Source organism: Streptomyces sp. NPDC033177 (assembly GCF_055577715.1).
This window is the reverse complement of sequence record NZ_JBVIPS010000001.1, coordinates 327,951-352,638: the sequence shown is the minus strand read 5'-3', so window position 1 is coordinate 352,638 and position 24,688 is coordinate 327,951. Positions and strand designations below refer to the sequence as shown.

At 72.3% G+C, this 24,688-nt stretch carries 21 protein-coding genes; 15 read left to right on the top strand and 6 right to left on the bottom strand.

Annotated features, from left to right (window positions below):
* Window positions 1-29: 29 nt before the first annotated feature.
* Window positions 30-1,574 carry an FAD-dependent oxidoreductase gene (locus tag ACZ5U5_RS01740; RefSeq protein ID WP_469014970.1) on the top strand — a complete coding sequence of 515 codons (1,545 nt, stop codon included), beginning with the start codon at window positions 30-32 and terminating at the stop codon, window positions 1,572-1,574.
* Between the two features lie 6 nt (window positions 1,575-1,580).
* Here ACZ5U5_RS01740 and ACZ5U5_RS01735 read toward each other — a convergent pair whose 3' ends face one another.
* The gene (locus ACZ5U5_RS01735; protein WP_469014967.1) at window positions 1,581-1,793 is read right to left on the bottom strand and encodes a DUF4287 domain-containing protein; all 213 of its coding nucleotides are present in this window, start codon (window positions 1,791-1,793) and stop codon (window positions 1,581-1,583) included.
* A 195-nt stretch (window positions 1,794-1,988) separates the two neighbouring features.
* Between ACZ5U5_RS01735 and ACZ5U5_RS01730 the strand changes: the two genes are divergently transcribed.
* The 3 genes from ACZ5U5_RS01730 (at window position 1,989) to ACZ5U5_RS01720 (ending at window position 7,819) form a co-directional block, all read left to right on the top strand.
* Complete coding sequence (locus ACZ5U5_RS01730; RefSeq protein WP_469014965.1) at window positions 1,989-3,608, top strand: MFS transporter; 1,620 nt, start codon at window positions 1,989-1,991, stop codon at window positions 3,606-3,608.
* A gap of 144 nt (window positions 3,609-3,752) precedes the next feature.
* Window positions 3,753-6,827, top strand: coding sequence for an AfsR/SARP family transcriptional regulator (locus ACZ5U5_RS01725; protein WP_469014964.1), 3,075 nt, complete (start codon window positions 3,753-3,755; stop codon window positions 6,825-6,827).
* 326 nt (window positions 6,828-7,153) lie between these two features.
* On the top strand, window positions 7,154-7,819 hold the full coding sequence (locus ACZ5U5_RS01720) for a M15 family metallopeptidase (protein ID WP_469014961.1): 666 nt from the start codon (window positions 7,154-7,156) through the stop codon (window positions 7,817-7,819).
* Window positions 7,820-7,859: 40 nt separating this feature from the next.
* Here ACZ5U5_RS01720 and ACZ5U5_RS01715 read toward each other — a convergent pair whose 3' ends face one another.
* On the bottom strand, window positions 7,860-8,714 hold the full coding sequence (locus tag ACZ5U5_RS01715; RefSeq protein ID WP_469014960.1) for a universal stress protein: 855 nt from the start codon (window positions 8,712-8,714) through the stop codon (window positions 7,860-7,862).
* 668 nt (window positions 8,715-9,382) lie between these two features.
* Here ACZ5U5_RS01715 and ACZ5U5_RS01710 point away from each other — a divergent pair.
* The 8 genes from ACZ5U5_RS01710 to ACZ5U5_RS01675 all read left to right on the top strand — a co-directional run bounded on the left by ACZ5U5_RS01710 (window position 9,383) and on the right by ACZ5U5_RS01675 (window position 18,199).
* Complete coding sequence (locus ACZ5U5_RS01710; protein WP_469014958.1) at window positions 9,383-10,804, top strand: extracellular catalytic domain type 1 short-chain-length polyhydroxyalkanoate depolymerase; 1,422 nt, start codon at window positions 9,383-9,385, stop codon at window positions 10,802-10,804.
* A gap of 82 nt (window positions 10,805-10,886) precedes the next feature.
* Window positions 10,887-12,311: a 3-hydroxybutyrate oligomer hydrolase family protein gene (locus ACZ5U5_RS01705; RefSeq protein WP_469014956.1), complete on the top strand. Its 1,425-nt coding sequence runs from the start codon at window positions 10,887-10,889 to the stop codon at window positions 12,309-12,311.
* 234 nt (window positions 12,312-12,545) lie between these two features.
* Window positions 12,546-14,120: an ATP-binding protein gene (locus tag ACZ5U5_RS01700; protein ID WP_469016853.1), complete on the top strand. Its 1,575-nt coding sequence runs from the start codon at window positions 12,546-12,548 to the stop codon at window positions 14,118-14,120.
* Window positions 14,117-14,563 (top strand): roadblock/LC7 domain-containing protein, encoded by a 447-nt coding sequence (locus tag ACZ5U5_RS01695; RefSeq protein WP_469014953.1) that lies wholly within the window; start codon window positions 14,117-14,119, stop codon window positions 14,561-14,563. Before ACZ5U5_RS01700 ends, ACZ5U5_RS01695 begins: the two co-directional genes overlap by 4 nt.
* Window positions 14,560-14,922, top strand: coding sequence for a DUF742 domain-containing protein (locus ACZ5U5_RS01690; protein ID WP_363205855.1), 363 nt, complete (start codon window positions 14,560-14,562; stop codon window positions 14,920-14,922). Before ACZ5U5_RS01695 ends, ACZ5U5_RS01690 begins: the two co-directional genes overlap by 4 nt.
* Window positions 14,900-15,577 carry a GTP-binding protein gene (locus tag ACZ5U5_RS01685; RefSeq protein ID WP_469014951.1) on the top strand — a complete coding sequence of 226 codons (678 nt, stop codon included), beginning with the start codon at window positions 14,900-14,902 and terminating at the stop codon, window positions 15,575-15,577. Before ACZ5U5_RS01690 ends, ACZ5U5_RS01685 begins: the two co-directional genes overlap by 23 nt.
* Entirely contained in the window at window positions 15,574-16,878 is a 1,305-nt protein-coding gene (locus tag ACZ5U5_RS01680; protein ID WP_469014950.1) for a cytochrome P450, read from the top strand. Before ACZ5U5_RS01685 ends, ACZ5U5_RS01680 begins: the two co-directional genes overlap by 4 nt.
* 52 nt (window positions 16,879-16,930) lie before the next feature.
* On the top strand, window positions 16,931-18,199 hold the full coding sequence (locus tag ACZ5U5_RS01675; RefSeq protein ID WP_469014947.1) for a cytochrome P450 family protein: 1,269 nt from the start codon (window positions 16,931-16,933) through the stop codon (window positions 18,197-18,199).
* Window positions 18,200-18,205: 6 nt separating this feature from the next.
* Here ACZ5U5_RS01675 and ACZ5U5_RS01670 read toward each other — a convergent pair whose 3' ends face one another.
* Window positions 18,206-18,832 carry a 2'-5' RNA ligase family protein gene (locus ACZ5U5_RS01670; RefSeq protein ID WP_469014946.1) on the bottom strand — a complete coding sequence of 209 codons (627 nt, stop codon included), beginning with the start codon at window positions 18,830-18,832 and terminating at the stop codon, window positions 18,206-18,208.
* 79 nt (window positions 18,833-18,911) lie between these two features.
* Between ACZ5U5_RS01670 and ACZ5U5_RS01665 the strand changes: the two genes are divergently transcribed.
* Together ACZ5U5_RS01665 and ACZ5U5_RS01660 are read left to right on the top strand one after the other, a co-directional pair.
* A complete protein-coding gene (locus ACZ5U5_RS01665; RefSeq protein ID WP_469014944.1) occupies window positions 18,912-19,316 on the top strand; it encodes a RidA family protein in 405 nt (134 codons plus the stop codon).
* 20 nt (window positions 19,317-19,336) lie between these two features.
* On the top strand, window positions 19,337-19,891 hold the full coding sequence (locus ACZ5U5_RS01660; RefSeq protein WP_469014943.1) for a cysteine hydrolase family protein: 555 nt from the start codon (window positions 19,337-19,339) through the stop codon (window positions 19,889-19,891).
* Between the two features lie 37 nt (window positions 19,892-19,928).
* On the opposite strand, the gene ACZ5U5_RS01655 is transcribed toward ACZ5U5_RS01660, so the two are convergent.
* On the bottom strand, window positions 19,929-20,249 hold the full coding sequence (locus tag ACZ5U5_RS01655; RefSeq protein ID WP_469016851.1) for a cupin domain-containing protein: 321 nt from the start codon (window positions 20,247-20,249) through the stop codon (window positions 19,929-19,931).
* Window positions 20,250-20,544: 295 nt separating this feature from the next.
* Between ACZ5U5_RS01655 and ACZ5U5_RS01650 the strand changes: the two genes are divergently transcribed.
* Window positions 20,545-21,501: an endonuclease/exonuclease/phosphatase family protein gene (locus ACZ5U5_RS01650; RefSeq protein ID WP_469016848.1), complete on the top strand. Its 957-nt coding sequence runs from the start codon at window positions 20,545-20,547 to the stop codon at window positions 21,499-21,501.
* 153 nt (window positions 21,502-21,654) lie between these two features.
* Here ACZ5U5_RS01650 and amaB read toward each other — a convergent pair whose 3' ends face one another.
* Together amaB and hglS are read right to left on the bottom strand one after the other, a co-directional pair.
* Complete coding sequence (gene amaB, locus ACZ5U5_RS01645) at window positions 21,655-23,187, bottom strand: L-piperidine-6-carboxylate dehydrogenase (RefSeq protein WP_469014942.1); 1,533 nt, start codon at window positions 23,185-23,187, stop codon at window positions 21,655-21,657.
* Window positions 23,188-23,242: 55 nt separating this feature from the next.
* Window positions 23,243-24,640: a 2-oxoadipate dioxygenase/decarboxylase gene (gene hglS / locus ACZ5U5_RS01640; protein WP_469014939.1), complete on the bottom strand. Its 1,398-nt coding sequence runs from the start codon at window positions 24,638-24,640 to the stop codon at window positions 23,243-23,245.
* Window positions 24,641-24,688 lie beyond the last annotated feature (48 nt).

The following is a 24,688-nucleotide window of genomic DNA, read 5'->3' as shown; positions in this document are numbered from 1 at the left end:
ACCGGACCCGAGCGAGTCGAGCCGACGACATGACCTCCTACGCCATCACCCAGACCTGCTGCAACGACGCCACCTGCGTCGCCGTCTGCCCGGTCAACTGCATCCACCCGACGCCGCAGGAAAGGGCGTTCGGCAGCACGGAGATGCTGCACATCGACCCGGCCACCTGCATCGGCTGCGGCGCCTGCGCCGACGCCTGCCCGGTCGAGGCGATCTTCCCGGTGGACAGCCTGCCCGCCTCCCAGCGGGAGTACGAGGCGATCAACGCGGCGTACTTCGCGGACCGGGCGCCCGAACCGGCCCCGGACGGGCCGAACTTCCACACCTGGGACGAGCCGTCCTTCCCGCGGGTCCTGCCGTCGGACTTCGCGCCGCTCAAGGTCGCCGTCGTCGGCACGGGACCGGCCGGGATGTACGCGGTCCAGGACCTGCTCCTGCACACCAGCGCCGAAGTGACCCTGATCGACCGGCTGCCCGTGACCGGCGGCCTCGTGCGCTTCGGGGTCGCGCCGGACCACCCCGCCACCAGGAAGGTCGGCGACACCTTCACGCGGTTCCACACCCATCCCAGGGTGCGGATGCATCTCGGTCTCGACGTGGGCACCGACGTCACCGCGCAGGAGCTGGCCGCCCACCACGACGCGGTCATCTACGCCGTGGGCGCGTCGGCCGACCGCACGCTGTCCGTGCCGGGCGAGGATCTGCCCGGCAGCATCTCCGCGAGGGCCTTCGTCGCCTGGTACAACGGCCACCCGGACGCGACGCCGGACGCGATCGACCTGTCCGCCGAGCGCGTGGTGGTCGTCGGCAACGGCAACGTGGCCCTCGACGTCGCCCGCATCCTGCTCGCCGACCCCGACAGCCTCGCCCGCACGGACATCGCCGACCACGCGCTCGCGGCGCTGCGGTCCGCGAAGGTGCGCGAAGTGGTCCTGCTCGGACGGCGGGGCCCCGAGGACGCCGCCTACACCAAGTCCGAACTGCTCGCCCTCAAGCACGTACCGGGCCTGGATCTGGTCGTGGACGACCACGACCCCCGGATCGCCGCCGTCATCGACGCAGCGGACCGGTCGACCGACCCCAAGGGCAGGGCGGCCCTCCTGCGCGGCGTCACGCGCGAGCCCGTCGACTGGGCGCAGGCGCCCGCCCCCGGCCGGCGCATCGTGCTCCGCTTCCACTCGGCCCCGCTGGAGATGCTCGGCGACGAAACCGTCCAGGGCGTGCGCGTCGCGGACGCGTCGGGGGAGCGGACGATCGGGACGGGCATGGTCCTGCGCGCGATCGGCTACCGCGGGGTGCCGGTCGCCGGACTGCCCTTCGACGAAACCACCGGCACCGTCCCGCACGAGGGCGGCCGGGTGACGGGACGGCCCGGCACCTACGTGGTGGGCTGGATCAAGCGGGGGCCCAGCGGTGGCATCGGCGCCAACCGCACCTGCGCCGCCGAGACGGTCACCACGCTCCTGGCCGACGCGGTCGCGGGCGCCCTGCCCGCCCGGCAGAGCGCCCCGAAGGCCTTCCACCGGCTCGCCCGGCGCCGCAACGGAAAGAGGAGCGCCGTGCTGAGCCGGTAGGACGGCTCACTTCGCGCGGTCCTCGGCGAGGGTGTGCGCGACCAGGGCGTTGGCGTGTCCGTGTCCCAGGCCGTGGTCGGTCTTGAGCCAGCCGACGAGGTCCATGTGCTTGGTCAGCGGCGAGGAACGGATGAGGTCCTTCCACTCCGCGATCGGGCGCCCGTACTTCTTCTCGATCGAGGGGAAGTAGCTGGCAGGGCCCTTGGTGGCTTCGGTCATGGTGACGCCGTCCCGTCTCGCGAAGTGTTGTTGCCAGTAGGACCCGAAGGGTGCGATCAAGTCATCGCGTGGCCGGGGTGTCGTGGGTCACACTCCGGCCGGAGCTTTCTGCGATTGGCGGGGTCCGAGGGCCGGGCTTAGCCTGAGAGCGGTGAACGCCGCCGTTCACCGCCTGACTGACCCAACGGCACTCCCATGACAGGCTCTCGTACGACACCCCCGGAGCCTGCCGCCTCCCCGAAGCGGGGCAGCGGCAGCGGTATCGCACTCCTCGTCATCGCCTCGTGCCAGCTGATGGTGGTCCTCGACATCACCATCGTGAACATCGCGCTCCCGCACATCCAGACCTCGCTCGGCTTCTCGACCGAGACCCTGTCCTGGGTGGTCAACGCCTACACGCTGACGTTCGGTGGTCTGCTCCTGCTCGGCGGGCGCCTCGGCGACATCCTCGGGCGCCGCAGGGTCTTCATGTTCGGCGTCCTGCTCTTCGTGTTCGCCTCGCTGCTCGGCGGACTCTCCCAGGAATCCTGGCAGTTGCTCGCGGCGCGCTCGCTGCAGGGCGTCGGCGGTGCCATCGCCTCGCCGACCGCCCTCTCGCTGATCACCACGACCTTCCGCGAAGGACCCGAGCGCAACAGGGCGTTCGGCGTTTTCGCGGCCGTCTCGGCGGGCGGCAGCGCCATCGGACTGCTCGCGGGTGGTCTGCTCGTGGAGTGGCTCGACTGGCGCTGGGTGCTGTTCGTGAACATCCCCATCGGCCTGCTCATCGCCTTCGCCACACCCCGCTACATCCGCGAGTCCGAGCGGCACCCGGGCCACTTCGACATCCTCGGCGCCCTCACCTCCACGGTGGGCATGGTGCTGCTCGTGTACGGCTTCATCCGTGCCTCCGAGGACGGCTGGAGCGACAGCGTGACCATCGCGGCCTTCGCGGCGGCCGTCGTTCTGCTGGGCCTGTTCCTCGCCGTCGAGCGCCGCTCGAAGCAGCCCATCACGCCCCTGTGGATGTTCCGCGACCGCAACCGCGCCGGTGTCTACGGGATGATGCTGTGCCTGGCAGCAGCCATGTTCGGCATGTTCTTCTTCCTGACGCTCTTCGTGCAGAACATCCTGAACTTCAGCCCGCTGCGCGCCGGGCTGGCCTTTCTGCCGGTGAGTGCGATCATCGCGGTCGGCGCGGGGCTCGCCTCGCAGCTGCTGCCCAAGTGGGGGCCCAAGCCCTTCATGGTGGTGGGAGCGGTGCTGGCCGCCGCGGGGCTCGGCTGGCTGACGCTGACCGACGTCGACAGCACGTACGCGGGAAGCCTGCTCGGCCCCGTCCTCGTCTTCGGCTTCGGCATGGGCATGCAGTTCGTGTCGCTGACGCTGATGGCGGTGTCGGGCGTGGAGTCGCGGGACGCCGGAGCGGCCTCCGGGATCCTCAACGCCACGCAACAGGTGGGTGGTTCGCTCGGCCTGTCCGTCCTGGTCACGGTCTTCGGCACGGCCAGCCGCAACGAGGCCACGGACCAGGTCCCCCGCTTCCTGGCCGAGGCGACCCCGGCCGAGCAGCTTCAGTTCCGCAGGACGGGGGAGCTGCCGGGGCGCTGGGGTGACCAGGTCCTCGCCTCCGGCATCTCCAGTTCCTTCATCGCCGCGGCCGTCTTCGCCGTCGTCGCCGCGTTGATCGCCCTGCTGGTCATCCAGGTGCGGCCCGCCGATCTGGAACGCCTCCAGGGTGGCGGCGGCATGCCGCTCGCGCCGGCCCCGGACGCGCCGGAGCAGGACGCGGGCGAGGGGTCTTCTCCCCGCAAGGGCCCTTCCGCACCCGGCTGAGACGGCCCGTGCACGGGCCTGCGCGGCGCCCCGCCGACGGATGGCCTGATTCCCTTGGTGTGCACGCGAGTTGATTGCGGGCAGACGTAGTATGACCAGCCGGTCGGGGGCGGGGCGGGTGGGGGCGGCGCGGGGCAAGGACCCATGGAGACGGGCTTGGACAAGGACACCGACTACCGCTTACTGGGCCCTGTCGAGGCGTGGCGTGCGGGCCGCCGCCTGAGTCTCGGCGGACCCAAACCGCGGGCACTCCTTGCGGCGCTGCTCCTTGAGCCGGGGCGCGTGGTGTCCGTCGATGCCCTGATCGACGCCATCTGGGGCGAGAGGCCGCCGGACACGGCACGTTCCCTGATCCAGTCGTATGTCTCCGCGCTGCGCCGCGCGCTGTCCGCCGACGTCATCGAGACCCGGCCGCCCGGCTATCTGATCCACGCGGACGCCACCCTCGTCGATCGGGTCGAGTTCGAGCGCCTCGCCGTGCAGGGCAGGCAGGCGGCCGCCGAAGGGGATCACGGCGCCGCCGCGCGGCTGTTGGGGGACGCCCTGGCGCTGTGGCGCGGCCCCGCGCTCGGCGGGATCGGCGAGACACTGCGTGCCATGGCCGACCAGCTGGACGAGGCACGGCAGGCGGCCCTGGAGGAGCGGATCGCCGCGCAGCTGGCCCAGTCCGGCCGTGAGACGGACCTGGTGGCCGAACTCACCGCACTGGTCGCCAGGCACCCCACTCGGGAGCGGCCACGCGGCCAACTCATGCTGGCCCTCTACCGGTTGGGGCGGCAGGCCGACGCGCTCGCGGTCTACGCCGAGGGCCGCGACGTCCTGGCCCAGGAGCTCGGCATCGATCCCGGCCCCGACCTCAGGCGGATGCACGAGGCGATACTGCGGGCCGACGAGGAGCTGCTGCCGGCAGGTCCGGGCGACCCCGAGCAGGCCAACGGCTTCCGGGATGCCGCCGCTGTCCCCGTGGCGGCCCTCCTCCCGCCCATCATCGGCGACTTCACCGGCCGGGACGCGCAACTGGCCGATGTGCGGGCCGCGCTGTCCGGGCCCCGCGAGGCCATGCCTGTCGTCGTCCTCTCCGGGCCCGGCGGCGTCGGCAAGTCGACCCTGGGGGTGCGGGCGGCGCACCAGGTCGCCGAGGCATACCCGGACGGGCAGCTGTACGCCGAACTGCGGGGCGCCACGGACCCGGTGGCGCCCGGCGAAGTCCTCGGCCGGCTCCTCTACGCCCTGGGAGCCGATCCGCCCGACGGGGACGCCGAACGGCGCGACCTCTTCCGCAGCCTGGTCTCAGGACGCCGCGTCCTGCTCGTGCTCGACGACGCGGCCAGTGAGTCCCAGGTGCGCCCGCTGCTCCCCGGCAGCGCAACCTGCGGGGTGCTCATCACCGCGCGGGCCCGCCTCGGCGCGCTGCCCTGTACGCACCGCACCGATCTGGACGTGCTCGACACCGAGCCGGGGACCGAGCTTCTCGGCCGTGTCGCGGGAGAGCGGCACGTCAGGGACGAGCCGGAGGCCGTCCGGCGCATCGTCGAGCTGTGCGGCGGGCTCCCGCTCGCCATCCGCATCGCGGGCGCCCGCCTGGCCACCCGCCGCCACTGGACCGCGCGCATGCTCGCCGACCGGCTCGCCGACGAACACCACCGCCTGGACGAACTCGCCGTCGGCGACCTGGAGGTCCGGGCCGGCCTCGGCATGAGCTACCGGGCCCTGGACGCCCCCGCCCGCACCGCCCTGCGCCGCCTCGGCCTGCTCGCCGCACCCGATGTCGCCGCGTGGGTGGTGACCGCCCTGCTCGACGTGCCCGAAGCCGAGGCGGACCGCGTCGTGGAGCAGCTCATCGACGCCCAGCTCCTGCATTGCACCGGCGTCGACCGCGCGGGCCAGCCCCGCTACCGGCCGCACGACCTGGTCCGCGTCTACGCCGCCGAACGGGCCGACGCCGAGGACCCGCCTGCCGAACGGGCCGCCGCCGTCGGCCGCGCACTGGGCGCCTGGCTCTGGCTCACCGGCCTCGCCGCGTCCGCCACGCCCTCGGGCGCCGTCGAGCTGCACCGCGGACTCCTGGACTCCACGAGCCCGAACGGCTCCGCCCGCTCCCTGCGACAGCTCGTGCGCCCCGTCGGACCCGAAGCCACCCAGCGGGCTCTCGCCGACCCGGCCGCCTGGTTCGAGGCCGAGGCCGACGCTATAGCCGCCGCCGTCGAGCGCGCGGCCGCCCTCGACCTGCACACCCTTTCCTGCGAGGCCGCGGCGGCGCTGTGCTCCTCCGCGTACACCGTCGGCAACCGTTTCGAGGCGTGGTGGCGCACGCACGACGCGGCACTGGCCGCGGCCCGCCGCGCCGAGGACAGGGCGGGCGAGGCGCTGCTGCTCATCGGCCTGGGGCAACTCCGTTACGAACAGGACCGGTTCCCCGAGTCGCAGGGCTACTTCAAGCAGGCGGCCGGCCTCTGCGCCGAACTCGGTGACGTACGCGGACAGGCCGCCGCCTTCGCCGGGCTCGGCAGCGCCTTGCGGGAGGCGGGGCGACTGCGTGCCGCACAGGAGACGCTGGTGCGCGCCGTCGAGGGGTTCCGGGAGCTCCACGACGATCCGGGCCTCGGCCTGTCCTGCCGGTACGCCGGATCCGTCCAGCTCGAACTCGGCGACTTCGCGGCGTCCCGCTCCTTCCTCGACGAATCGCTGCAGGCTTACCGCAGGCTTGGCAGCCGTCGCGGCGAATCGCTGACGCTGCGCTCGCTCGGCCTGGTGCACCGCGCCCTCGGCGAGTACGCGACCGCGGAGGAGCTGTCGGGGCGCGCGGTGGACCTGCTGAGCACCCTGGGGGACCCGCTCATGCTCGCGTACGCCAGGCAGGCGCGCGCCAAGTCCCGTATCAGGCTGGGGCGTTCGGGCGAGGCTGAGGCCGAGATCCGCGAGGTCCTCGACATCTGCCGTGGCCAGCGCGACCGCTTCGGCGAGGCCCTTGCCATGCGCACCCTCGGCGAGTGCGAGCTCGCCGCGGACCGCCTTGCCGCCGCCGAACAGCACCTGACCGCGGCCGCCGATCTCTGGAACGACCTGGGGCTTCCGCTGCCCCGCGCCCGCACCCTGCGTGACCTCGCGGCGGCACGCGAGGCCGCGGGGGACCGGGCGGCGGCCGGTGCGCTGCGGGCCGAAGCTCGGGAGGTCTTCACCGCGTACGAGGCGCGCGAACGGAACGAGCCGGGGCTCTGAGCCGCCCGAAATGACGGTCCTGCAATCCGCTTGCCCCGGACTTGCAGAGAATTTGCAGCGGCCTGCGTCACGCTGTGGTTGTCGGCGGGTGAACACGCCGACGGCAACGGGGGATCGCAGGAAACAACGGGGGACTCAGCGGAATTCATCGGGGGAAGCACGGGGGAAGGCCACTGAAGCCTCGTACGGCCCACACCACCGACACCGTCGGTCGTGTGGGCCGCTCGTCGCGTAGCACCCCTGCCAGGGCACGGAGGGGACTTCGGGGCCGGGCGGCAGCCCGTCCCCGGAGCTGTGCCCGCCGTCGTCGCCACGAAGGGGCAGACATGTCGTCGATCATCCTCATGAACGACCCCAGAGTCGTCGGCATACCGGTCCACGAATGCGACGAAGCCCTCGTGGACCTGCGCCAACTGCCCTTCGTCGACGTCGACGACCGCCTCGCCGACGACGACGGGGCCTACGCCCAACTGCGAGAGGGCGTCGCCTGGCGCCTGGCCCGCGCCGCCCGGTTGCTGCCCGAGGGGCTGCGCCTCCTGGTCACCGAGGGATACCGGCCGCTGGCCCTGCAGATCCAGTACTTCGATGAGTACGCCGCGGAGCTGAGAAAGGCCAACCCCGACTGGTCGGACGCCTACCTCCAGCAGCAGACGAGCCGCTCCCTCTCGCCGCCCGACGTGGGTCCGCATGTCGCGGGCGCCGCCGTCGACCTCACCCTGCGCACCGCGTCCGGCGCCGAACTCGACCTCGGCACCCCGGTGAACGCCAGCCCCGAGGAGAGCGACGGCGCCTGCTACACGGACAGCGCCCTGATCTCGCCGACGGCCCGCCGCAATCGCCGCACCCTCACCGCGGCCCTCGCCACCGCGGGCCTGGTCAACTACCCCACGGAGTGGTGGCACTGGTCCTACGGCGACCGCTACTGGGCCCTGACGACGGAGGCCCCCAGCGCGCTGTACGGACCTGTGACGATGGACGTCGCGAGGCCCTGAGGCCTCCGCCGCGGGGAGACGCCCGCGGTGAAAGATCCCCTCAGTAGTGCGGCACGACGACGACCGGGCATTTGGCGTCGTGGATCGCCGCGTGCGCGGTCCGTCCGAGGTTCGGTCCGACCGGGACACGGCGGCCGATGACCAGCAGGCAGGCCACCGAGGCCGCCTCGACCAAGTGGTGGCCCGCCATACCGTGCACGAGCAGGTCGGTGACCTGCGTCCGGGGGAACTTCCGCCGCCATGGCGCGAGTTCGGCCGCCAGCTGCTGCACCTTCTCCGGCATGGGGTCGATGGCGTCGGTCGAGGGGACCAGGGGAGCGGTCCAGACGTGCACGACATGGAGCGGCGCCTCGCGGGACGCCGCCGCCTCGAAGGCGTACTCGAGCAGCTCGTCGCCGGGGCGTGACAGGTCGATGCCGAGCACGACCGGGTGCTCCGGGTCGCACGGTGGACCCTGGTCGGTGTTCCCGGTGTGGTGCCGCGCCCCCACCAGAGCGGTCGGGCAGGAGGCGCGTGCCGCGACGGCCTGCGCGACCGAGCCGACCAGCGCCCCGGTGATCGCGCCCGCGCCGTGCGAGCCGACCACGAGCAGCGCCGAGGAACTGGCCGCCGCGAGGAGCGCGCCCACCGGTGACCCGGTGACCTGCTCGTCGAGGATCCGCAGGGTGGGATGGGTGTTCGACAGATGCAGGACGGCGCGGCCGAGTGCGCCGCGCTCGCGGTCGTACGGGGCGTCGGTCTCCGGCAGACGGCTGCGCACGGGCGACGGTGCGCTGGCGTGGACGAGATGGAGCGGCAGGTCACGGCGCAGGGCTTCCTGGGCCGCCCAGCCGGCGGCGCCCAGGCTCCCGGGTGAGCCGTCTACGCCGGCGGTTATGGTCTGCTGCAGGGGCATGGTGCGCACCTCCGCGTTGCGGTCGGGGCGTGGCGGGAGCGGGTGTCGGCCATGGTCTGGCGGACGGCAGCGGCGCGGACGGCATGGTGGCAGTGCCGTCGTGGGGCAGACGCAAAAGTTCCCGGGCGGGTCGGAGCCAAACATGGCCGCCGGGCCACGAGGCGCACTCGCCCGCATGCCACCAGCTCCGGCGTGCCCCCGCAGGTCCCACATCGCCGTATCGCCGTACTGCCGCGTCACGGCTTGGCCGTACGGCCTCCCATGACCACGTCGACTTCCGGTCGGTGCGGGTGACCACAGTGGCCGGTAGACAAGTAGACAACCAGGGCCTGCACAGCCATCAGGTCAGGGCGACGCCTATAGCACGGAAGCGGTCGGGCGACAACAGGTCTGACACCAGCGGCAGTTGACGGCCTTGTGGCGTCCGCCGCCATTCTGTCCCGGTCACGGTGGCTCCTACGGTTGCCCGCACCCCAGCGTCCAGGCCCGCGTCAGCAGGAGCGGCCGGCTCCGGGGTCGCGTGATCCGCCCCGGAGATCGCGCACCGCCCGCCGTCGGGAGCCGCTATGCCGTCGTACGAGAAACGCCTCAACCCGCAGCCCTCCGCAGGACACCCTCCCCGCGTGAGAAGGACGGCGAGGGGGAGGTGGCGCCGGGCCCTGGGACGCGTGACGGCCGTGGTGGGCCTGCTCGTGACCGCAGCGGTGACCGTGCCCTCGCCCTCTGCGCGGGCGGCCGCAGCCCTGGAGAAAGTCGGCAACTTCGGCGCCAACCCCGGCAGCCTGAACATGTACGTGTACCGGCCGGCGACCCTGGCGGCGGACCCCGCCGTGGTGGTGGCCATGCACGGCTGCAGCCAGAGCGCGCAGCTCTACGCCGACAATGCGGGCCTGACGAAGTTCGCCGACCGGCACGGCTTCCTGCTCGTCTTCCCCGAGCAGGCGTCCGCCAACAACAGCAGCAAGTGCTTCAACTGGTTCCAGGCCGGGGACACGCGACGCGGACAGGGCGAGGCCGCCTCGATCCGCCAGATGGTCGGCCATGCCGCGTCCGCGTACGGCGCCGATGCCGAACAGACCTACGCCACCGGCCTGTCGGCCGGGGGCGCCATGACGTCGGTGATGCTCGCCGCCTACCCCGACGTGTTCAAGGCGGGCGCCGTCGTCGCGGGCCTCCCGTACGGCTGCGCCGCAGACGTCGTGTCCGCCTACAGCTGCATGAACCCGGGCGTCGACCGGACCCCCTCGGCCTGGGCGGGGGCCGTGCGTGACGCCCACCCCGGCTACACCGGCCCCTGGCCGAGGGTGGCGATCTGGCACGGGGACAACGACCCCACCGTCGCCAAGAAGAACGCCGACGAACTGCGTGACCAGTGGACGGCCGTCCACGGCCTTGACCAGAGCCCCGACCGCACCTCCACCATCGGCCCCAACTCCACCCGCAGGGAGCAGTACCTCGGGGCGGACGGGTCCGTCGCCGTGGAGGTCGACCGGGTTCCCTCCATCGGCCACGGCACCCCGGTCGACCCCGGGACGGGCGCGACGCAGTGCGGTGCGACCGGGACGGCGAACTTCATCGACTCCATCTGCTCCAGCAACTGGATCACCGGCTTCTTCGGCCTGGACGGCTCCGCCCCCGACCCCGGCGGGCTGCCCGCCCCGGGTGGTCTGGCCGCAACCGGCGCGACCGACACCTCCGTCACCCTGAACTGGAACCGCGTCCCCGACGCCGCCTCCTACGCCGTGTACCGGGACGGCACCCGCGTCGCCACACCGACCGGCCCTCCGTTCACGGACACCGGCCTCAGCCCCGGCGGCAGCCACACCTACAGCGTGGCCGCCCGCGACACGAACGGGACGGAAGGGGCGCGGTCGTCCCAGGTCACCGCCTCCACCACGGGCTCCGCGGCCAAGTGCTGGACCGCGAACAACTACCAGCACGTCCAGGCCGGACGCGCCACCACCAGCGGCGGCTACACCTACGCCAAGGGCTCGAACCAGAACATGGGCCTCTACAACCTCGCCGTCACGCACACCTTGAAGGAGTCGCCGACCGGCCACTACGTCATCGCCGACGGCACCTGCCCCTGACGCCACCGCCGCTCCCCGCAGCCGCCGTCCGCACTCACGCCCACCGGAGGAACCCGTGCCCGCCGTAGATCCGCCCGGACGCATGCCCCGCTTGCCGCGCATGTTCCGCGGCGCCCTCGCCCTGACCACGCTGCTCGTCACGCTCGCCGCGGTGCCGGCCGCCGCCGTACGGCCCGAAGGAACCGTGGCCGGAGGCGGCGGCGCGGGACACTGCGCGTCGTCGGCGAAGCTGAGGGTGCCGGGCGCCGCACGCCAGAAGACCTCCTGCCTGGCCGAGTTGACCACCGCGGGAACGGTCGCATCCGGCCACACCGACCCGGCGGACTACGCGGGACTGACCCCCGTCGGGCTCACGACCCCACGCGGTGTCCCCGGCATCCAGATCGACGGTTATTTCCCCGACAGCTCGGCGACCAACACCAACCACAGCTGGAAGCACGACGCGCAGTTCGTCATCCGCCTGCCCGACCGCTGGAACGGCGGCCTGGTCGTCGCGGGCACACCCGGGGTCCGTGAGCAGTACGCCAACGACCGGGCGATCGGCGACTGGGTGCTCTCCCGCGGGTACGCCTTCGCCTCGACCGACAAGGGCAACACCGGCGCCGCCTTCCACCGGGACGGAGCCAGGCCGGGCGACGCGATCGCCGAATGGAACGAGCGCGTCACCCAACTCACCCGCGCGGCCAAGGCCGTGGTCGCACAGCGCTATCACCGCCCCGCCGCGCGCACGCTGGCCACCGGCATGTCCAACGGCGGCTATCTGGTGCGCTGGCAGCTGGAGAACCATCCCGAGCTCTACGACGGGGGAGTGGACTGGGAAGGCACGCTGTGGCGGACGGAGGGCCCGAACCTGCTCGACTTCCTGCCGCCCGCGCTGCGCGCCTACCCGACGTACGCGCAGGGAGGAGAGGGCGCGGACCAGGCCCATCAGGAGATGGTCGCCGCCGGTTTCCCGGCCGGTTCGGAGTTCCTGTGGCCCTATCACCACCAGGTCTACTGGGACTTGACCCAGCGGATCTACCGCGAGGAACTCGACCCGGGATACGACGGAGCGACCGAGGCCGGAACTCCCTTCTGCGCACCGGGGACACCGGCGTGCGACGCCGACTACGCGTACGCGACCCGGCCACGGGAAGTGCGCGAGGCCGTGCGGAAGATCGCCCTGACCGGACGCATCGGCAAGCCGCTGATCACCGTGCACGGCACCCTCGACGTCCAGTTGCCCATCAGCAAGGACTCGGACGTCTACGCGAAGATGGTGCGCGACGCCGGCCGGGGCGACCTGTTCCGCTACTACCGCATCGAGGACGGCACACACGTCGATTCGCTCGTCGACACCTACCCCGACAGACTGCGGCCCCTGGTGCCCTGCCACCGCTCGGCGTTCGAGGCGATGGAGGACTGGACCGGCCGGGGCACGCACCCCCCGACCAGCCGCACCGTCCCGCGCCCGGACACCGCCGACCCGGTGGCTCTGCTCGCCCACTGCCCCCTTACCAAGCGGTAATTCCGGCCGGGCCCCGGCAGGAACCCGGGCGCCGGAAGCCCGGCTTCCTCAACGGCCAGCCAAAAAACGCCGAGTTGACCTAAGATCGCCTCGCTCCCCATTCGTAAGGGAGTTCGGTGCGTTCGGGGAGGGTTCGTTCGTCGTGGTGAAGGTGTGCAGGATTGCCGGGGCAAGCAGGCCGTGGTGAGCCGTCTCAAGCGCGGGTCCGTGGGACGCGAGGCCGTGGTCTGGCTGATGGCCGTGATCCTCGCCGTGGCGGGAGCGGTGCTCGCCGCACTGGACGCCGCGGCGGAGTGGCGGCAGGTCCTTGCCGGTGGCTGTGCCGCGGTCGCGGTGCTGCTGCTCGCCTGGGTCCTCGTGCTCGTCCGGCAGTTGTCGGCCGAGCGCGCCGACCGGGCCGGCCAGGAGCGGCTTGCCGCGGCCCGGGAGGCCGAGGTCGCGCACCTCGCCGGTGTGCGGCTCCCGGCGATCGCGGAGCGCGTGCGCGCCGGGCAGCGGCTGGAAGGTGTGCCGGGGCCGTTGGCACCGCCGACGGAGACCGGTGAGGAGTTCTCGCGGGCTCTGTCCGCGGTGGCCGTCGCACTCGGGTCGGACGAGGCGGTGCGCCGCGAGCGCGGTCTGCGCGACTCGGTGCAGGCCGCCTTCGAGTCCGTCGCACGCACCATGCACGCGATGGCCACCGTGCAGCAGCAGGTCCTCGACCGGGTCGAGCGCTCCATCGACGACCCGCACCTCATGGGCGAGGTGATGAAGGCCGATCACGCGGCCGCGCAGATGACCCGCAAGGCCCAGACGCTCCTCGTGATGTGCGGGATCTGGCCCGCCCGCAGGGAGACACGGCCGGTCTCGCTCTACGACTGCGTACGCGGCGCACAGTCGCGGATCGTGGAGTACAGCCGGATCGAGGTGCACGGCGGCCAGACGCTGTACGCCGTGCCGCCCGCGGTCGAAGGGCTGATGCACGCCATCGCCGAACTCCTGGAGAACGCCACGGTGTTCTCCCCCTCGCGCTCCCAAGTCGTCGTCACCATCCGCGAGGTGGGAGCCGGCGCGGTCCTGGAGATCGACGACGCCGGACTCGGGATGCCCCCGGACGTCCTGCACCGGGCGATGGGCCAACTCCGCGACGACCAGGACCTGGCACGGCTCGGCGCGGTGCCGCGCCTCGGCCTTGCCTGCGTGGGCCGCTGGAGCCGGGAGCTCGGCTTCAACGTGGAACTGAGCGGGGCCTCGGCCTACGGCGGCACGCGTGCAGTGACGTTCGTGCCGTTCCGCCTGCTGACCGAGCCCCCTTCGCAGCTCACCGGATCTCATCGCCTCGGCGGCCAGACGCCGCAGCAGGCCGCCGAGCCGGAGCCCGCCCCCGTTCCCGTTTCCGCACAGCAGCCGACGGCCCCCGGCGGACCGCCGGCCGAGTTCGCCGAAGCCCAGCCCGCCCAGCACGCGAAGCACGCCCGGCAAGAGCCGCACGAACAGCACGACCCCGCCGAGCAGGCGGAGCTGCCCGTTCGGAGCGCACCGGCCGTACCTCCCGAGCGCGAGACGCCGGCCGGTCTGCCCAAGCGCCGCAACCGCCGCCAGCCGGCCACGGGAGCTCACCGCCTGCCGGTCCCGGAGCACCACCAGGTACCTCCGGGACCGCCCGCGCCCCCTTGGACACCGGAGGCGGCACGCGCGTCGATCGCCAGCGTGGTGTCCGGTTCGCTGCGTGGCCGCGCGGCCCTCGACGCGGAACAGCAGGCGCCGCGTGAGGCGGCCCCAACGACCCAATCCCCCACCCCTGACGAGCATGACGGAGGCCGGCAGTGACCGGAATCATCACCCCCCTTCCCGACCTGGGCTGGATGCTGCGCCCGCTGATCGAGATCCCCGGGGTCCGGCACAGCGTGGTGGTGTCCGAGGACGGGCTGCGGCTCGGACACGCGTCCGCCGAGAACCTCTCGGGCCCGGTGTCCGAGCTGAGCCTCGCCGAAGCCGAGTCCCTCTCCGCGGCCTGCGCGGCGATGACCATGACGGGCCGGTCCACGACCTCGCTGCTCTTCGGTTCCGGCGCGGGCGTACGGCAGTTGATGCTGGAGTCCGACCACGGGTTCGTGCTGTTCACCCACGCCGGTGTCGGCGCGCACCTGGGGGTCGCCACCGACCTGCAGGCTGATGTCGGTCTGGTGGCCCAGCAGATGCAGCTGCTCGTGGTGAAGATCGGCTCGCACCTGAGCAGCCAGCCGCGGGATCCGGCCACCGCGGCGTCATGACGGACCCCCGGCCGGAGGAGCCGACGGCCTCGGCGATCCGCCCGTACGTGATCACTCGCGGACGGGCGGCCGCCGACACCGAGGCGCTGGCCTGGGAGTCCCTGGTGATGGCGACGGACGCGGCGTTCCCGGCGTCGCTCCAGCCCGAGCACCAGACCATCCTGGCGCACTGCCAGGGGCTCCTCTCGGTGGCCGAGGTTGCCGCCCACATCGGCCAGCCTCCCTCGGTCGTCCAGGCGTTGCTCTGCGATCTCCTCGAATGGGGGCTCATCGTGACCCGCCCGCCGGTGCCCCCGGCCGAATACACCGATGTGACCATGCTCAGAAAGGTCCTCCATGGTCTCGAAAGCCGCCTCTGACGCGCCGTCCCCCGCGCCCGGAGCCCCGCGACCGCCTGGCTCCGCCGAGGCCGCCGAGGCCGCCACCGGGTCCGGGCCCGGGGCCGGGAAGTACCTCACCTCCAGCGTCGCGGGCGCCGCCAAGATCCTGGTCGTCGGACCGCTCGGGGTCGGCAAGACCACCCTGATCGGCACCGTCTCGGAGATCAAACCCCTGTCCACCGAGGCCGTCATGACCCAGGCCGGCGCTCGGGTGGACACCGTCGTGGCCGGCGGCAAGACGACCACGACCGTGGCCCTGGACTTCGGCCGGATGACCATCGACGGGGAGCTGGTGCTCTACCTGTTCGGCACCCCCGGACAGCAGCGCTTCCTGCCCGCGTGGCGGGACCTGGCCAAGGGCGCGCTCGGCGCTCTGGCCCTGGTGGACACGCGGGACCTGGAGGCGTCCTTCGACGCCCTGGGCAACCTGGAGGATCTCGGACTGCCCTTCGCGGTGGCCGTCAACATCTTCCCCGGCAGCCCCCAGCACAGCGTGGACGACCTGCGCTCGGCCCTCGACCTGCTCCCCGGCACCCCCGTGGTGACCTGCGACGCACGCGACCCCTCGTCCTCGGTCCGGGCGCTGATCGCCCTCGTCCAGCACCTCATCCACATCGCCACGGAGACCTCATGACCTCGCCCCACGCCGCGGCCGGGCTGCCGCCGACCCGCTGCCCGGTCGCCGGAGCCCCGGCACCGGCGACCGCGCTCTACGGACCGCACCTCGACGGCGACGCCATGTCCGCCCTGTACGAGCAACTGCGCGGCGCCCACGGGCCGGTGGCGCCCGTGTCCATCGCCCCCGGCGTGGACGCCTGGCTCGTCATCGGCCACCGCGAACTGCTCCAACTCACCCGCGACGAGCAGGACTTCTCGCACGATCCGCGCCGCTGGAGCCTGCTGCGGGAAGGCCGGGTGCCCGCCGACTCACCGATCCTGCCCATGGTCGGCTGGCGCCCCGCCCTGCTGTTCGCCGACGGACAGCAGCACCGCAGGATGCGCGCCGCCGTCTCCGCCGCGCTCGCCGGGATCAACGGCCACGAACTGCGGCGCACCGTACGGGCCGAGGCCGAGCAGGTGATCGTGTCGTTCGCGGAACGCAGCGAGGCCGACCTGGTCGCCGACTACGCCCGCAAGCTGCCGATGCGCGTCATCACCGCACTGCTCGGCGTGGACGACCAGACAGGGCGACAGTTGGTGGAGGCCGTCGCCGGAACGGTCGCCGCCACCAGCGCTTCCGCCGACGCCAGCAAGCGCATGGGCGCGATCCTGCTCCAGCTGATCGAGGAGAAGCGGCGCCGCCGCGGCAACGACATCACCTCGGCCCTGCTGCACCACCCGGCCCGGCTCACCGACGAAGAGGTCCTGCACAACCTCGTGGTCATGTTCGTCGCGGGCAACCAGACCACCGTCAACTGGATCGCCACCACCCTGCGCATCCTGCTCTGCGACCCGCAGTTCCGCTCGTCGCTGACCGGCGGCCACCTCAGCGTGGACGACGCACTGGACCTGGTCCTGTGGCGCTTCCCGCCCACGCAGAACTTCCCCGCCCGCTACGCCACCCGCGACATGACCTTCGGCGGGCAGTCCATCCGCACCGGCGACATGCTCATCCTCGGCCTGGCCGGTGCCAACGCGGACCCGCTGATCCTGCCGGACGACGGCACCCCGGTCGTGGGCAACCGCTCGCACCTGGCCTTCGGCGCGGGCCCGCACATCTGCCCCGCCCAGGACCCGGCCCGGCTCATCACCCGTACCGCCGTGGACACGATCCGCCACCGGCTGCCCGACCTCGAACTGGCCATCCCGCAGGCCGACCTGGAGTGGATCAAGTCGCCCTGGAGCAAGGGACTCGCCTCGCTGCCGGTCCGCTTCACCGCCCCGGTCCTGTCGCAGCACCCCGCCCCGTCGCCGGAGCCGCACGCCGTGCTCTGACCGGACACCCCGCAAGCCCCGCAGCAGCCCGCCCCCGGACCAGGAGAGCCCGTTGAACACGTCACCGGTGAACACCGACGCCGCAGCAAGCCAGCCGCACCGCTTCGACCCCTCCGGCGGCTGCCCGCACGCGGACAACGCCCGGCTGCTCGCCCGCGGCGCCGTCGCACCGGTGGTGCTGCCCGGTGACGTACAGGGCATGGCGGTCCTCGGCCACGACGCGCTCAAGGAATTCCTCGCGCACCCCGACGTCGCCAAGAACGCCGCGCACTTCGCCGCGTTGCAGGCCGGGGAGATACCCGACGGCTGGCCGCTGAAGACGTTCGCGACGGTGCAGGGCATGACCACCGCCGACGGCACCGACCACCGCAGGCTGCGCTCCCTGATGGGCAAGGCGTTCACCGCCCGCAGGGTGGCGGAGCTGCAGCCGCGGATCATGGCCCTGACGACCGAGCTGCTCGACGGCCTGGACCGCGCCGCCGCCGAGGGCGACGGCGTGGCGGACCTGCGCAAGCACTTCGCGCTGCCCCTGCCGATGGGCGTCATCTGCGAACTCCTGGGCGTGGACGCCGAATACCACGACCGTCTGCACCACCTGTCGAACCAGATCGTCGCCACCGACATCGGCCCCCAGGAGGCGATGGCGGCCAACAAGGAAATGGTGGAGGTGCTCGGCGCGGTCGCCGCGGCACGCGCCGCGAACCCGGGCGACGACCTGACCACCGCCCTGATCGCGGCCCGCGAGGAGAACGGCGACCGGCTCAGCCCGCACGAACTGCTCGGCACCCTGATGCTCACGATCATCGCCGGGCACGAGACCACGCTGAACCTGATCACCAACGCCGTACGCGCCCTGTGCACCCACCCTGAGCAGCTCGCCCTTGCCCAGGCCGGCAAGGTGAGCTGGGCGGACGTGGTGGAGGAGACCCTGCGCTGGGACAGCCCCGTCAGCTACTTCCCCTTCCGGTACCCGACCCGGGACCTCACGCTCGACGGCACCGTCATCCCCCAGGGCACCCCGGTGCTGGCCGGCTACTCCGCGGCGGGCCGCGACAAGCAGGCACACGGCCCCGACGCCGACCGCTTCGACATCACCCGCGACAACACGTCCACCCGGCACCTGTCCCTCGGCCACGGCGCGCACTTCTGCATGGGCGCCCCGCTGGCTCGCATGGAGGCCACCATCGCCCTGCAGCAGCTCTTCGGCCGCTTCCCTGACCTCGACCTGGCCGTCCCGGAGCCCGAACTGCCCCGGCACGCCTCCTTCGTGGGCAACAGCGTGCAGAAGCTTCCCGTGCGCGTGGGGGGCCGGCAGGCGTAGCGCCGGTCAACGGCCCGTTCCGCCGCTCAGGCCAGGACCTTCTCCTTGGCAGCGGGTAGTCGTCCATGGCGGGTGCCCCTGGCAGCGGCCGAGGCGGTACTCGGCGCGGTCCCGCCAGCGTGTGCCGTCGAAGACGATGAGGTGGACCGCCTGGACGTGGCAGCTCAGCGGCAACAGGGGCTCCAGTTCGGCCTGCAAGGCGTCGTAGGCGGCGTCCTGGGTCGCGGGGCCCTCGTTGTTCGCGACCGTCAGGTGCGGGGCGAGCGGCGGGTCGAATATCCCCCGGTAGGGCACGGCTTCCGGCCAGCGCCCGGTGAGGTCCTTGGTGAGGGCTGTGACCGGGGCGTGCGGCCAGGGGTCGAGGTAGAGCACGCCGGGGTAGCGGGCGAACTCGGCGAAGGTCAGGGTGAAGGCGTCGTGCCCGGCGAAGAGAGCGGCGAGATCGCGGCGGGCCTTGGCGTCGAGACGGCTCTCGTGCACGAAGGGGTAGAGCACCGTCACATGGGCCGGGACCCCCGCCCTGACCAGCGGGTCGGCCTCGGGGACCTTGATCGTGAGGGCGGTGTCACCCGGTGCGTCCGGCCACCCGTCCCCCGCGGGCTCCCGCTCGGCACACTCTTTCTCGGCATTCATCACGCGCAATGATCGCACCGGGCGCGCATTGCCTGCGTTCCGGCGGAATGGGCGGGCCCCCACCGGAGTTCGATCAGACATGACGACCGATCAGCGCACCATCACGAACCCCGCCACCCTCCACGACCCGACGCCGTTCGGCTACAGCCATGCCGTGTCGGCGCCCGGCGAACTGGTCTTCATCGGCGGCCAGTACGCCTCCGACGCCACCGGCGCCCCGGTGCCCGGCGACTTCGCCACGCAGGTGGACCTCGCCTTCGACAGGCTGTCGTCGGCCCTGGAGGGGGTCGGCCTCGGATACGAGCACGTGGTCCGGCTCGGCACGTTCATCGTCGCCCACGACCTGGAGAAGCTGGAGATCCTGGGCAAGGCACTGCACACCCGCTTCGGTGACCGGCTTCCCGCGCAGACGCTGAGCGGTGTGGCCTCGCTCGCGCTGCCGGGAATGCTGTTCGAGGTCGACGCCGTGGCGGCGCGGCCGTAAGAGCGGAAGGGACTTCTGGCATGGCGAACAATGCTCTCCTCGTGATGGACGTCCAGCGCGAGATCGTGGACCTCGCCGACGACGGCTCGGGGTATCTGCCGCGTCTGCGCCGGGCGATCGACGGCGCCCGCGCGGCGGACATCCCCGTGATCTACGTGGCCATCGCGTTACGGCCGGGACAGTCGGGCGTCAGCTCCCGCAACAAGGCACTCACCGCAGTGGTACGGGCGGGCCTGCACGCAGAAGGCGGGCCCGGCACCGAAATCCACCCCGACATCGCGCCGCAGCCGGGCGACACCGTGATCACCAAGCGGCGCGGGAGCGCGTTCTCGGGCAGTGACCTGGACCTGGTGCTCAGGGCGCGCGACATCGACCACCTCGTCCTCACCGGCATCGCCACCAGCGGGGTGGTGCTGCACACCGCGTGTCACGCCAACGACCACGACCTCGGACTCACCGTCCTGTCGGACGCCTGCCTCGACCTGGACCCCGAGGTGCACGAAGTCCTGATCGGCAAGGTCTTCCCGCAGTGGGCGGAGGTCGTCGCCGTAGAGGAGTGGCTCAAGGCCGTGTGAGCGCGACTGCCCCCGGCGGCCCCTGGCTGCCGCCTGCTCAGACCTCGGTGACGGCCGTCAGCACGACGGCCGAGTCGTCAAGGGCGGTCAGGCCGTGGCGCTCGTGCGGGATGGGCGCGAACTCACCCTCGCCCAGTTCGAGGGTGTCGCTCCCCGTGGTGAGCCCGACCCGGCCGCGCAGGACGAACAGGGTCGCGGCCGTGGGAGTGTCGTGCTCGCTCAGCTCGGTGCCGGTGGTGAGCACGATCAGGCTCTGCCGCAGGGGACCGTCGTGCAGGAGCAGCTCCGCGCTGCGCCCGTGTGCGGCGGTGCGGGCCTTTTCGAGGTGCTCGCCGACGAGGGCGTAGAGGTCGGCCACGGGAGATCCCTTCAACGGAGCGCTGACGCGGGTGCGGGTGCGGGTGTACGGGGTGCGATGCGGACGCGGGCGCGTGCGTACGCGCCGTACGGCCATGCGTCCCCCAGTGTTCCCCTTGCCCGCGTGGGCCGCATCCGGCGGCGGGAACCTGATCACCCGATGGTGGCGTCCTACCAGCCACGCTTCGCTCACGGCCGGGGAGCGGGGGAGACAGGGGAGCCGAGTGGAGCGAGTGGACAGCGGGGCGGCGCCGGAGAGTACGCACCCGCGGCGGAGGCTGGGGCGCGGTGACTGGCTGCGGTGGGGAGAGGCCGCGACGGGCCGGTCGCCCTGGGCGCGCGGCCGGATTCTCGCCGTGCTGGCCGTCCTGACCGCCGCCGTGCTGGTCTTCCACTCGGCGGTGCCCAACACCGTCGGCCGCATCGGCAGCCTCCTGGAGACGTTCCTGCCGTGGCTCGGCCTGACCGTTCCCCTCCTGCTGGTCCTGGCCCTGCTGCGCCGCTCCGCCCTGGCGCTGGTGGCCCTGCTGCTGCCCGTGGCCGCGTGGGGGACGCTCTTCGGCGGGCGCGCGGCTGCCGGGGGCGGCGGCGCGCACGACATCAAGGCCGTCCAGCACAACGTCAGCGACGTGAACGCCGACCCCGCGGGCACCGCACGTGCCCTGAGCGACGCCGGGCCGGATCTGATCGCCCTGGAGGAGGTGACGCCGGCCGCGCTGCCGGTGTACGAGAGGGAACTGGCGCCGAAATATCCGCACCGGGCCGTGCGGGGCACGGTCGGACTCTGGTCGAAGCATCCGCTGACGGACGTCAGGGCGGTGGACATCAGGCCGGAGGGCGTCGGGAAGGGCTGGAACCGCGGGGTACGGGCGACGGCGCGTACGCGGTGGGGTGCTGTCGCGGTGTACGTCGCCCACCTGCCCTCGGTGCGTGTCCAGTGGCACGGCTTCAGTTCCGGGCGCCGGGACGAGAGCGCGGGCCTGCTGGGCGCCGCGCTGGCCGCCGAGAAACTGGAGAAGGTGATCCTGCTGGGCGACCTCAACGGCACGACGGACGACCGCGGCCTGCACCCGGTCACCACACGCCTGGACTCGACGGGGCGGGACTTCGCCTTCAGCTGGCCGGCCTCCTTCCCCGTCTCCCGGATCGACCACGTCATGACCCGCGCGGCGACGGTCACCCAGATCCGGACCCTGCCCACCACGGGCAGCGACCACCTTCCGATCTCCGCCGGCATCACTTTCGCTCCCTGACCACGGGTTCCGCCGCTTCAGCCCGCCCGGCAGCCCCATCTCCCAGGCGCTGCGACGGCTGGGCGCAGTGGCGGCCGGCGGTGAGGATGAGTTCACCGCCGTGGGTCTTGGCCGCTACCGAAGCGTTGAGGGGTGGCTCGCTTGACGCTCCTCTCAGAGGAAGCTGACGTTCTGCGCCAGGGCCAGCTGCCCTGAGTAGTTGATGGTGTTGGTGGCCGGACGCATGTATGCCCGCCAGGCGTCGGAGCCTGACTCGCGGCCGCCGCCCGTCTCCTTCTCGCCGCCGAACGCACCCCCGATCTCGGCGCCGGACGTGCCGATGTTGACGTTGGCGATTCCGCAGTCGGAGCCCTCGCAGGAGAGGAAGAGCTCGGCCTCCTGCTGGTCGCGGGTGAAGATGCTGGAGGACAACCCCTGCGGCACATCGTTGTGCAGCGCGATGGCCTCCTTCAGGGTGTCGTACGTGAGCACGTACAGGATGGGCGCGAAGGTCTCCTCGCGTACGACGTCGGTCTGCTCGTCGACACGGACGAGGACCGGCTCGGCGTAGGCGGCCAGCGGCGCCGCGTCCGCCAGACGCCGGTTGCCGCCGGCGAGGATCTTGCCTCCTTGCGCCTGTACACGGGTCAGCGCGTCCTGCATGCCGTCGAGGGCGGCGGGGGAAATGAGCGGGCCGACCAGAGTGCTCTCGGCGAACGGGTCACCGATCGGCAGCTTGGTGTACGCGGCCGTCAGGCGCGCGACGAGGGGGTCTGCGATGTCGCGGTGGACGATGAGACGGCGCAGCGTGGTGCACCGCTGGCCCGCCGTACCCGCCGCGGCGAAGACGATGCCCCGCACCGCCAGGTCGAGGTCGGCCGACGGCGTCACCACCGCGGCGTTGTTGCCGCCGAGTTCCAGCAGGCTGCGCCCGAACCGTGCCGCCACGCGCGGGCCGACCTCGCGGCCCATGCGGGTGGACCCGGTGGCGCTGACGAGCGCGACGCGCGGGTCGTCGACGAGCCGCGCGCCCACCGTACGGTCGCCGAGCAGGAGCCGGTGCACATCGGCGGGGGCGCCGGTCTCCTCCGCGGCCCGCGCCAGCAGTCGGTCGCAGGCCAGCGAGATCAGCGGGGTCAGCTCGGAAGGCTTCCAGACCACGGTGTCGCCGCAGGCCAACGCCACCGCGGTGTTCCACGACCAGACCGCGGCGGGGAAGTTGAACGCGGAGATCACTCCGACCACGCCCAGCGGATGCCACGTCTCGGCGAGCCGGTGGCCGGGCCGTTCGGAGGCGATGGTGCGGCCGTAGAGCTGACGCGAGAGTCCGACCGCGAAGTCACAGATGTCGATCATCTCCTGGACCTCACCGAGCGCCTCGGAGCGGATCTTGCCCGCCTCGATCGTGATGAGGTCGGCCAGATCGCTCTTGTGGTCGCGCAGCAACTCACCCAAGCGACGCACGAGTTCACCTCGGCGCGGGGCCGGTGTGGTGCGCCAGACGAGGAACGCCTCGCGGGCGGCGGCGACGGCACCCTCCGCGTCGGCGGGGGTCGACGCGGTCAGGCCGAAGAGGCCCTCGCCCGTGATGCGCGTACGCGCCTGGAAGTCGCCGCCCTCCGGGACGTTCACGCCGACGCGCCGCAGGCTCGCGCGGGCACGGGTACGCAGGTCGTCGGTGGTGGGCAGGGCGGTGGTCCCGGTCATGACGCTCCCTGGGTGTGGTGTGGTGTGGTGTGGTGTGGGGGTGAGGACGACGGTCTCAGCGGGGCGTGTCGTCGATGTTGATGGCCAGTTCGCGTCCCACCTGGGCGATCGAGAGGCTCCGCTGACGCGCGTACAGGGCGTACGGGTCCAGAACCTCGCGGGCGATGGCACCGGACAGCCAATCGCTGTCGTACGCGGCGCCCTGCTGCCCGGTGTTCCGGGAGCCCTCTCCGCTGAGGTTGGACTGGAAGATGCCCGCGGCGGAACGCGGCAGGAAGTCCTCGTAGACGATGGGTTCCGCCCGCACCCAGCCTCGACTCTCCAACTCGCCGATGGTGGTGGGAGGTTGCGTACCGTTTCGCGGGTGGTCGGGCGTGGCGTGGTAAGTGAAGTAGGCCAGTCCTTGCGCGGCGAGCTCACGCTCGGTGGATGGCACATGTGTGGTCCACAGGCTGCGGGCCACTTCGGCGCGGTCGGCCGCTGGACGCCGGGCGGTCTCGTCGTCGACCAGGGTGAGCAGGCGGTCGTAGAGCGCGCGGCCCGCCGGGGTGAGAGCGATGCCGCGGGCCTCGACCTCGCCGAACCGCACCCGCAGGGCGCCGCTGATGACGCTGCCGTCGGGCTGGCGCAGGGCACGCGGTTCGGCGAGGGCGCGGAAGGACGTCTGGCGCAGCAGCAGGTCGGGCCCCTTCCAGCCGGGCGGACCCTGGATGGCGTCGATCATCTCGATCCCGCGGCCGGTCATCCGTCGGTACAGCTCGTCGATGTCCAGGACGCGCGGGGTGAGGTGGTTGATGTGGGTGGAGCGGACGCCCCCGATGTCCGCGGCGACCGCCGACACCCTCTCCAGCTCCTCGTACCAGGCCGAGTCGATCGGCTCGGCCGACAACTCGAAGGCCCTGACCGCGAGATGGAGGAAACGGGCGGCGTCCGCCTCAGGCAGTTCGCACTCCGCCTCGGCCCGGTCCGCCAGGGCGAGCAGCTCCGGCGGGAAGAGCTCGCGCCCGGCGAGGAAGGTCTCAAGGCGGGAGCGCAGTCCGGCATCGAAGAAGCGCGGGTCCGCGGTCGTGAGCAACGAGGTGAAGACCCGGAAGGGATTACGCGCCAACTCCCCGGCGTCCACCGGACGAAAGGCCGTCGACACGACCGGCACCGCACTCGCAGCCGACTCCCGCAGGTCGTAGAAGCCGACCGGACGCATGCCGAGCGCACCGAACACCCGGGCCACCTCGCGCAGTTCGGAGGGGGTCCCCACGCGGATGGCGCCGTGCCGCTCCGCGGTGACCCGGCTGATGGAGCCGAGCCGTTCGCCATCGGCACCCTGCGCGCGCAGCGTGTCCTCGTTCACTTCGCGCGAGACGTCCACGAGCGTGTTGTAGGCCGGGACTTCACGCCCGTACATCTCCGAGAGCCGCGCGGCGAAAGCGGCACGCAACTGCCACTGGCTGATCATGGAAGGTCTGCCTTTCGAACTGTCGGGTGCGGGTGTGCGGGACCGGGT

Bases quoted from the DNA above. Each gene is read 5' to 3' on its own strand.
- ACZ5U5_RS01730 (WP_469014965.1), top strand. From the start codon at position 1,989: ATGACAGGCTCTCGTACGACACCCCCGGAGCCTGCCGCCTCCCCGAAG.
- ACZ5U5_RS01740 (WP_469014970.1), top strand. From the start codon at position 30: ATGACCTCCTACGCCATCACCCAGACCTGCTGCAACGACGCCACCTGC.
- ACZ5U5_RS01720 (WP_469014961.1), top strand. From the start codon at position 7,154: ATGTCGTCGATCATCCTCATGAACGACCCCAGAGTCGTCGGCATACCG.
- hglS (WP_469014939.1), bottom strand. From the start codon at position 24,640: ATGATCAGCCAGTGGCAGTTGCGTGCCGCTTTCGCCGCGCGGCTCTCG.
- ACZ5U5_RS01735 (WP_469014967.1), bottom strand. From the start codon at position 1,793: ATGACCGAAGCCACCAAGGGCCCTGCCAGCTACTTCCCCTCGATCGAG.
- amaB (WP_469014942.1), bottom strand. From the start codon at position 23,187: ATGACCGGGACCACCGCCCTGCCCACCACCGACGACCTGCGTACCCGT.
- ACZ5U5_RS01665 (WP_469014944.1), top strand. From the start codon at position 18,912: ATGACGACCGATCAGCGCACCATCACGAACCCCGCCACCCTCCACGAC.
- ACZ5U5_RS01660 (WP_469014943.1), top strand. From the start codon at position 19,337: ATGGCGAACAATGCTCTCCTCGTGATGGACGTCCAGCGCGAGATCGTG.
- ACZ5U5_RS01680 (WP_469014950.1), top strand. From the start codon at position 15,574: ATGACCTCGCCCCACGCCGCGGCCGGGCTGCCGCCGACCCGCTGCCCG.
- ACZ5U5_RS01715 (WP_469014960.1), bottom strand. From the start codon at position 8,714: ATGCCCCTGCAGCAGACCATAACCGCCGGCGTAGACGGCTCACCCGGG.
- ACZ5U5_RS01690 (WP_363205855.1), top strand. From the start codon at position 14,560: ATGACGGACCCCCGGCCGGAGGAGCCGACGGCCTCGGCGATCCGCCCG.
- ACZ5U5_RS01705 (WP_469014956.1), top strand. From the start codon at position 10,887: ATGCCCCGCTTGCCGCGCATGTTCCGCGGCGCCCTCGCCCTGACCACG.
- ACZ5U5_RS01725 (WP_469014964.1), top strand. From the start codon at position 3,753: ATGGAGACGGGCTTGGACAAGGACACCGACTACCGCTTACTGGGCCCT.
- ACZ5U5_RS01670 (WP_469014946.1), bottom strand. From the start codon at position 18,832: ATGAATGCCGAGAAAGAGTGTGCCGAGCGGGAGCCCGCGGGGGACGGG.
- ACZ5U5_RS01685 (WP_469014951.1), top strand. From the start codon at position 14,900: ATGGTCTCGAAAGCCGCCTCTGACGCGCCGTCCCCCGCGCCCGGAGCC.
- ACZ5U5_RS01700 (WP_469016853.1), top strand. From the start codon at position 12,546: ATGGCCGTGATCCTCGCCGTGGCGGGAGCGGTGCTCGCCGCACTGGAC.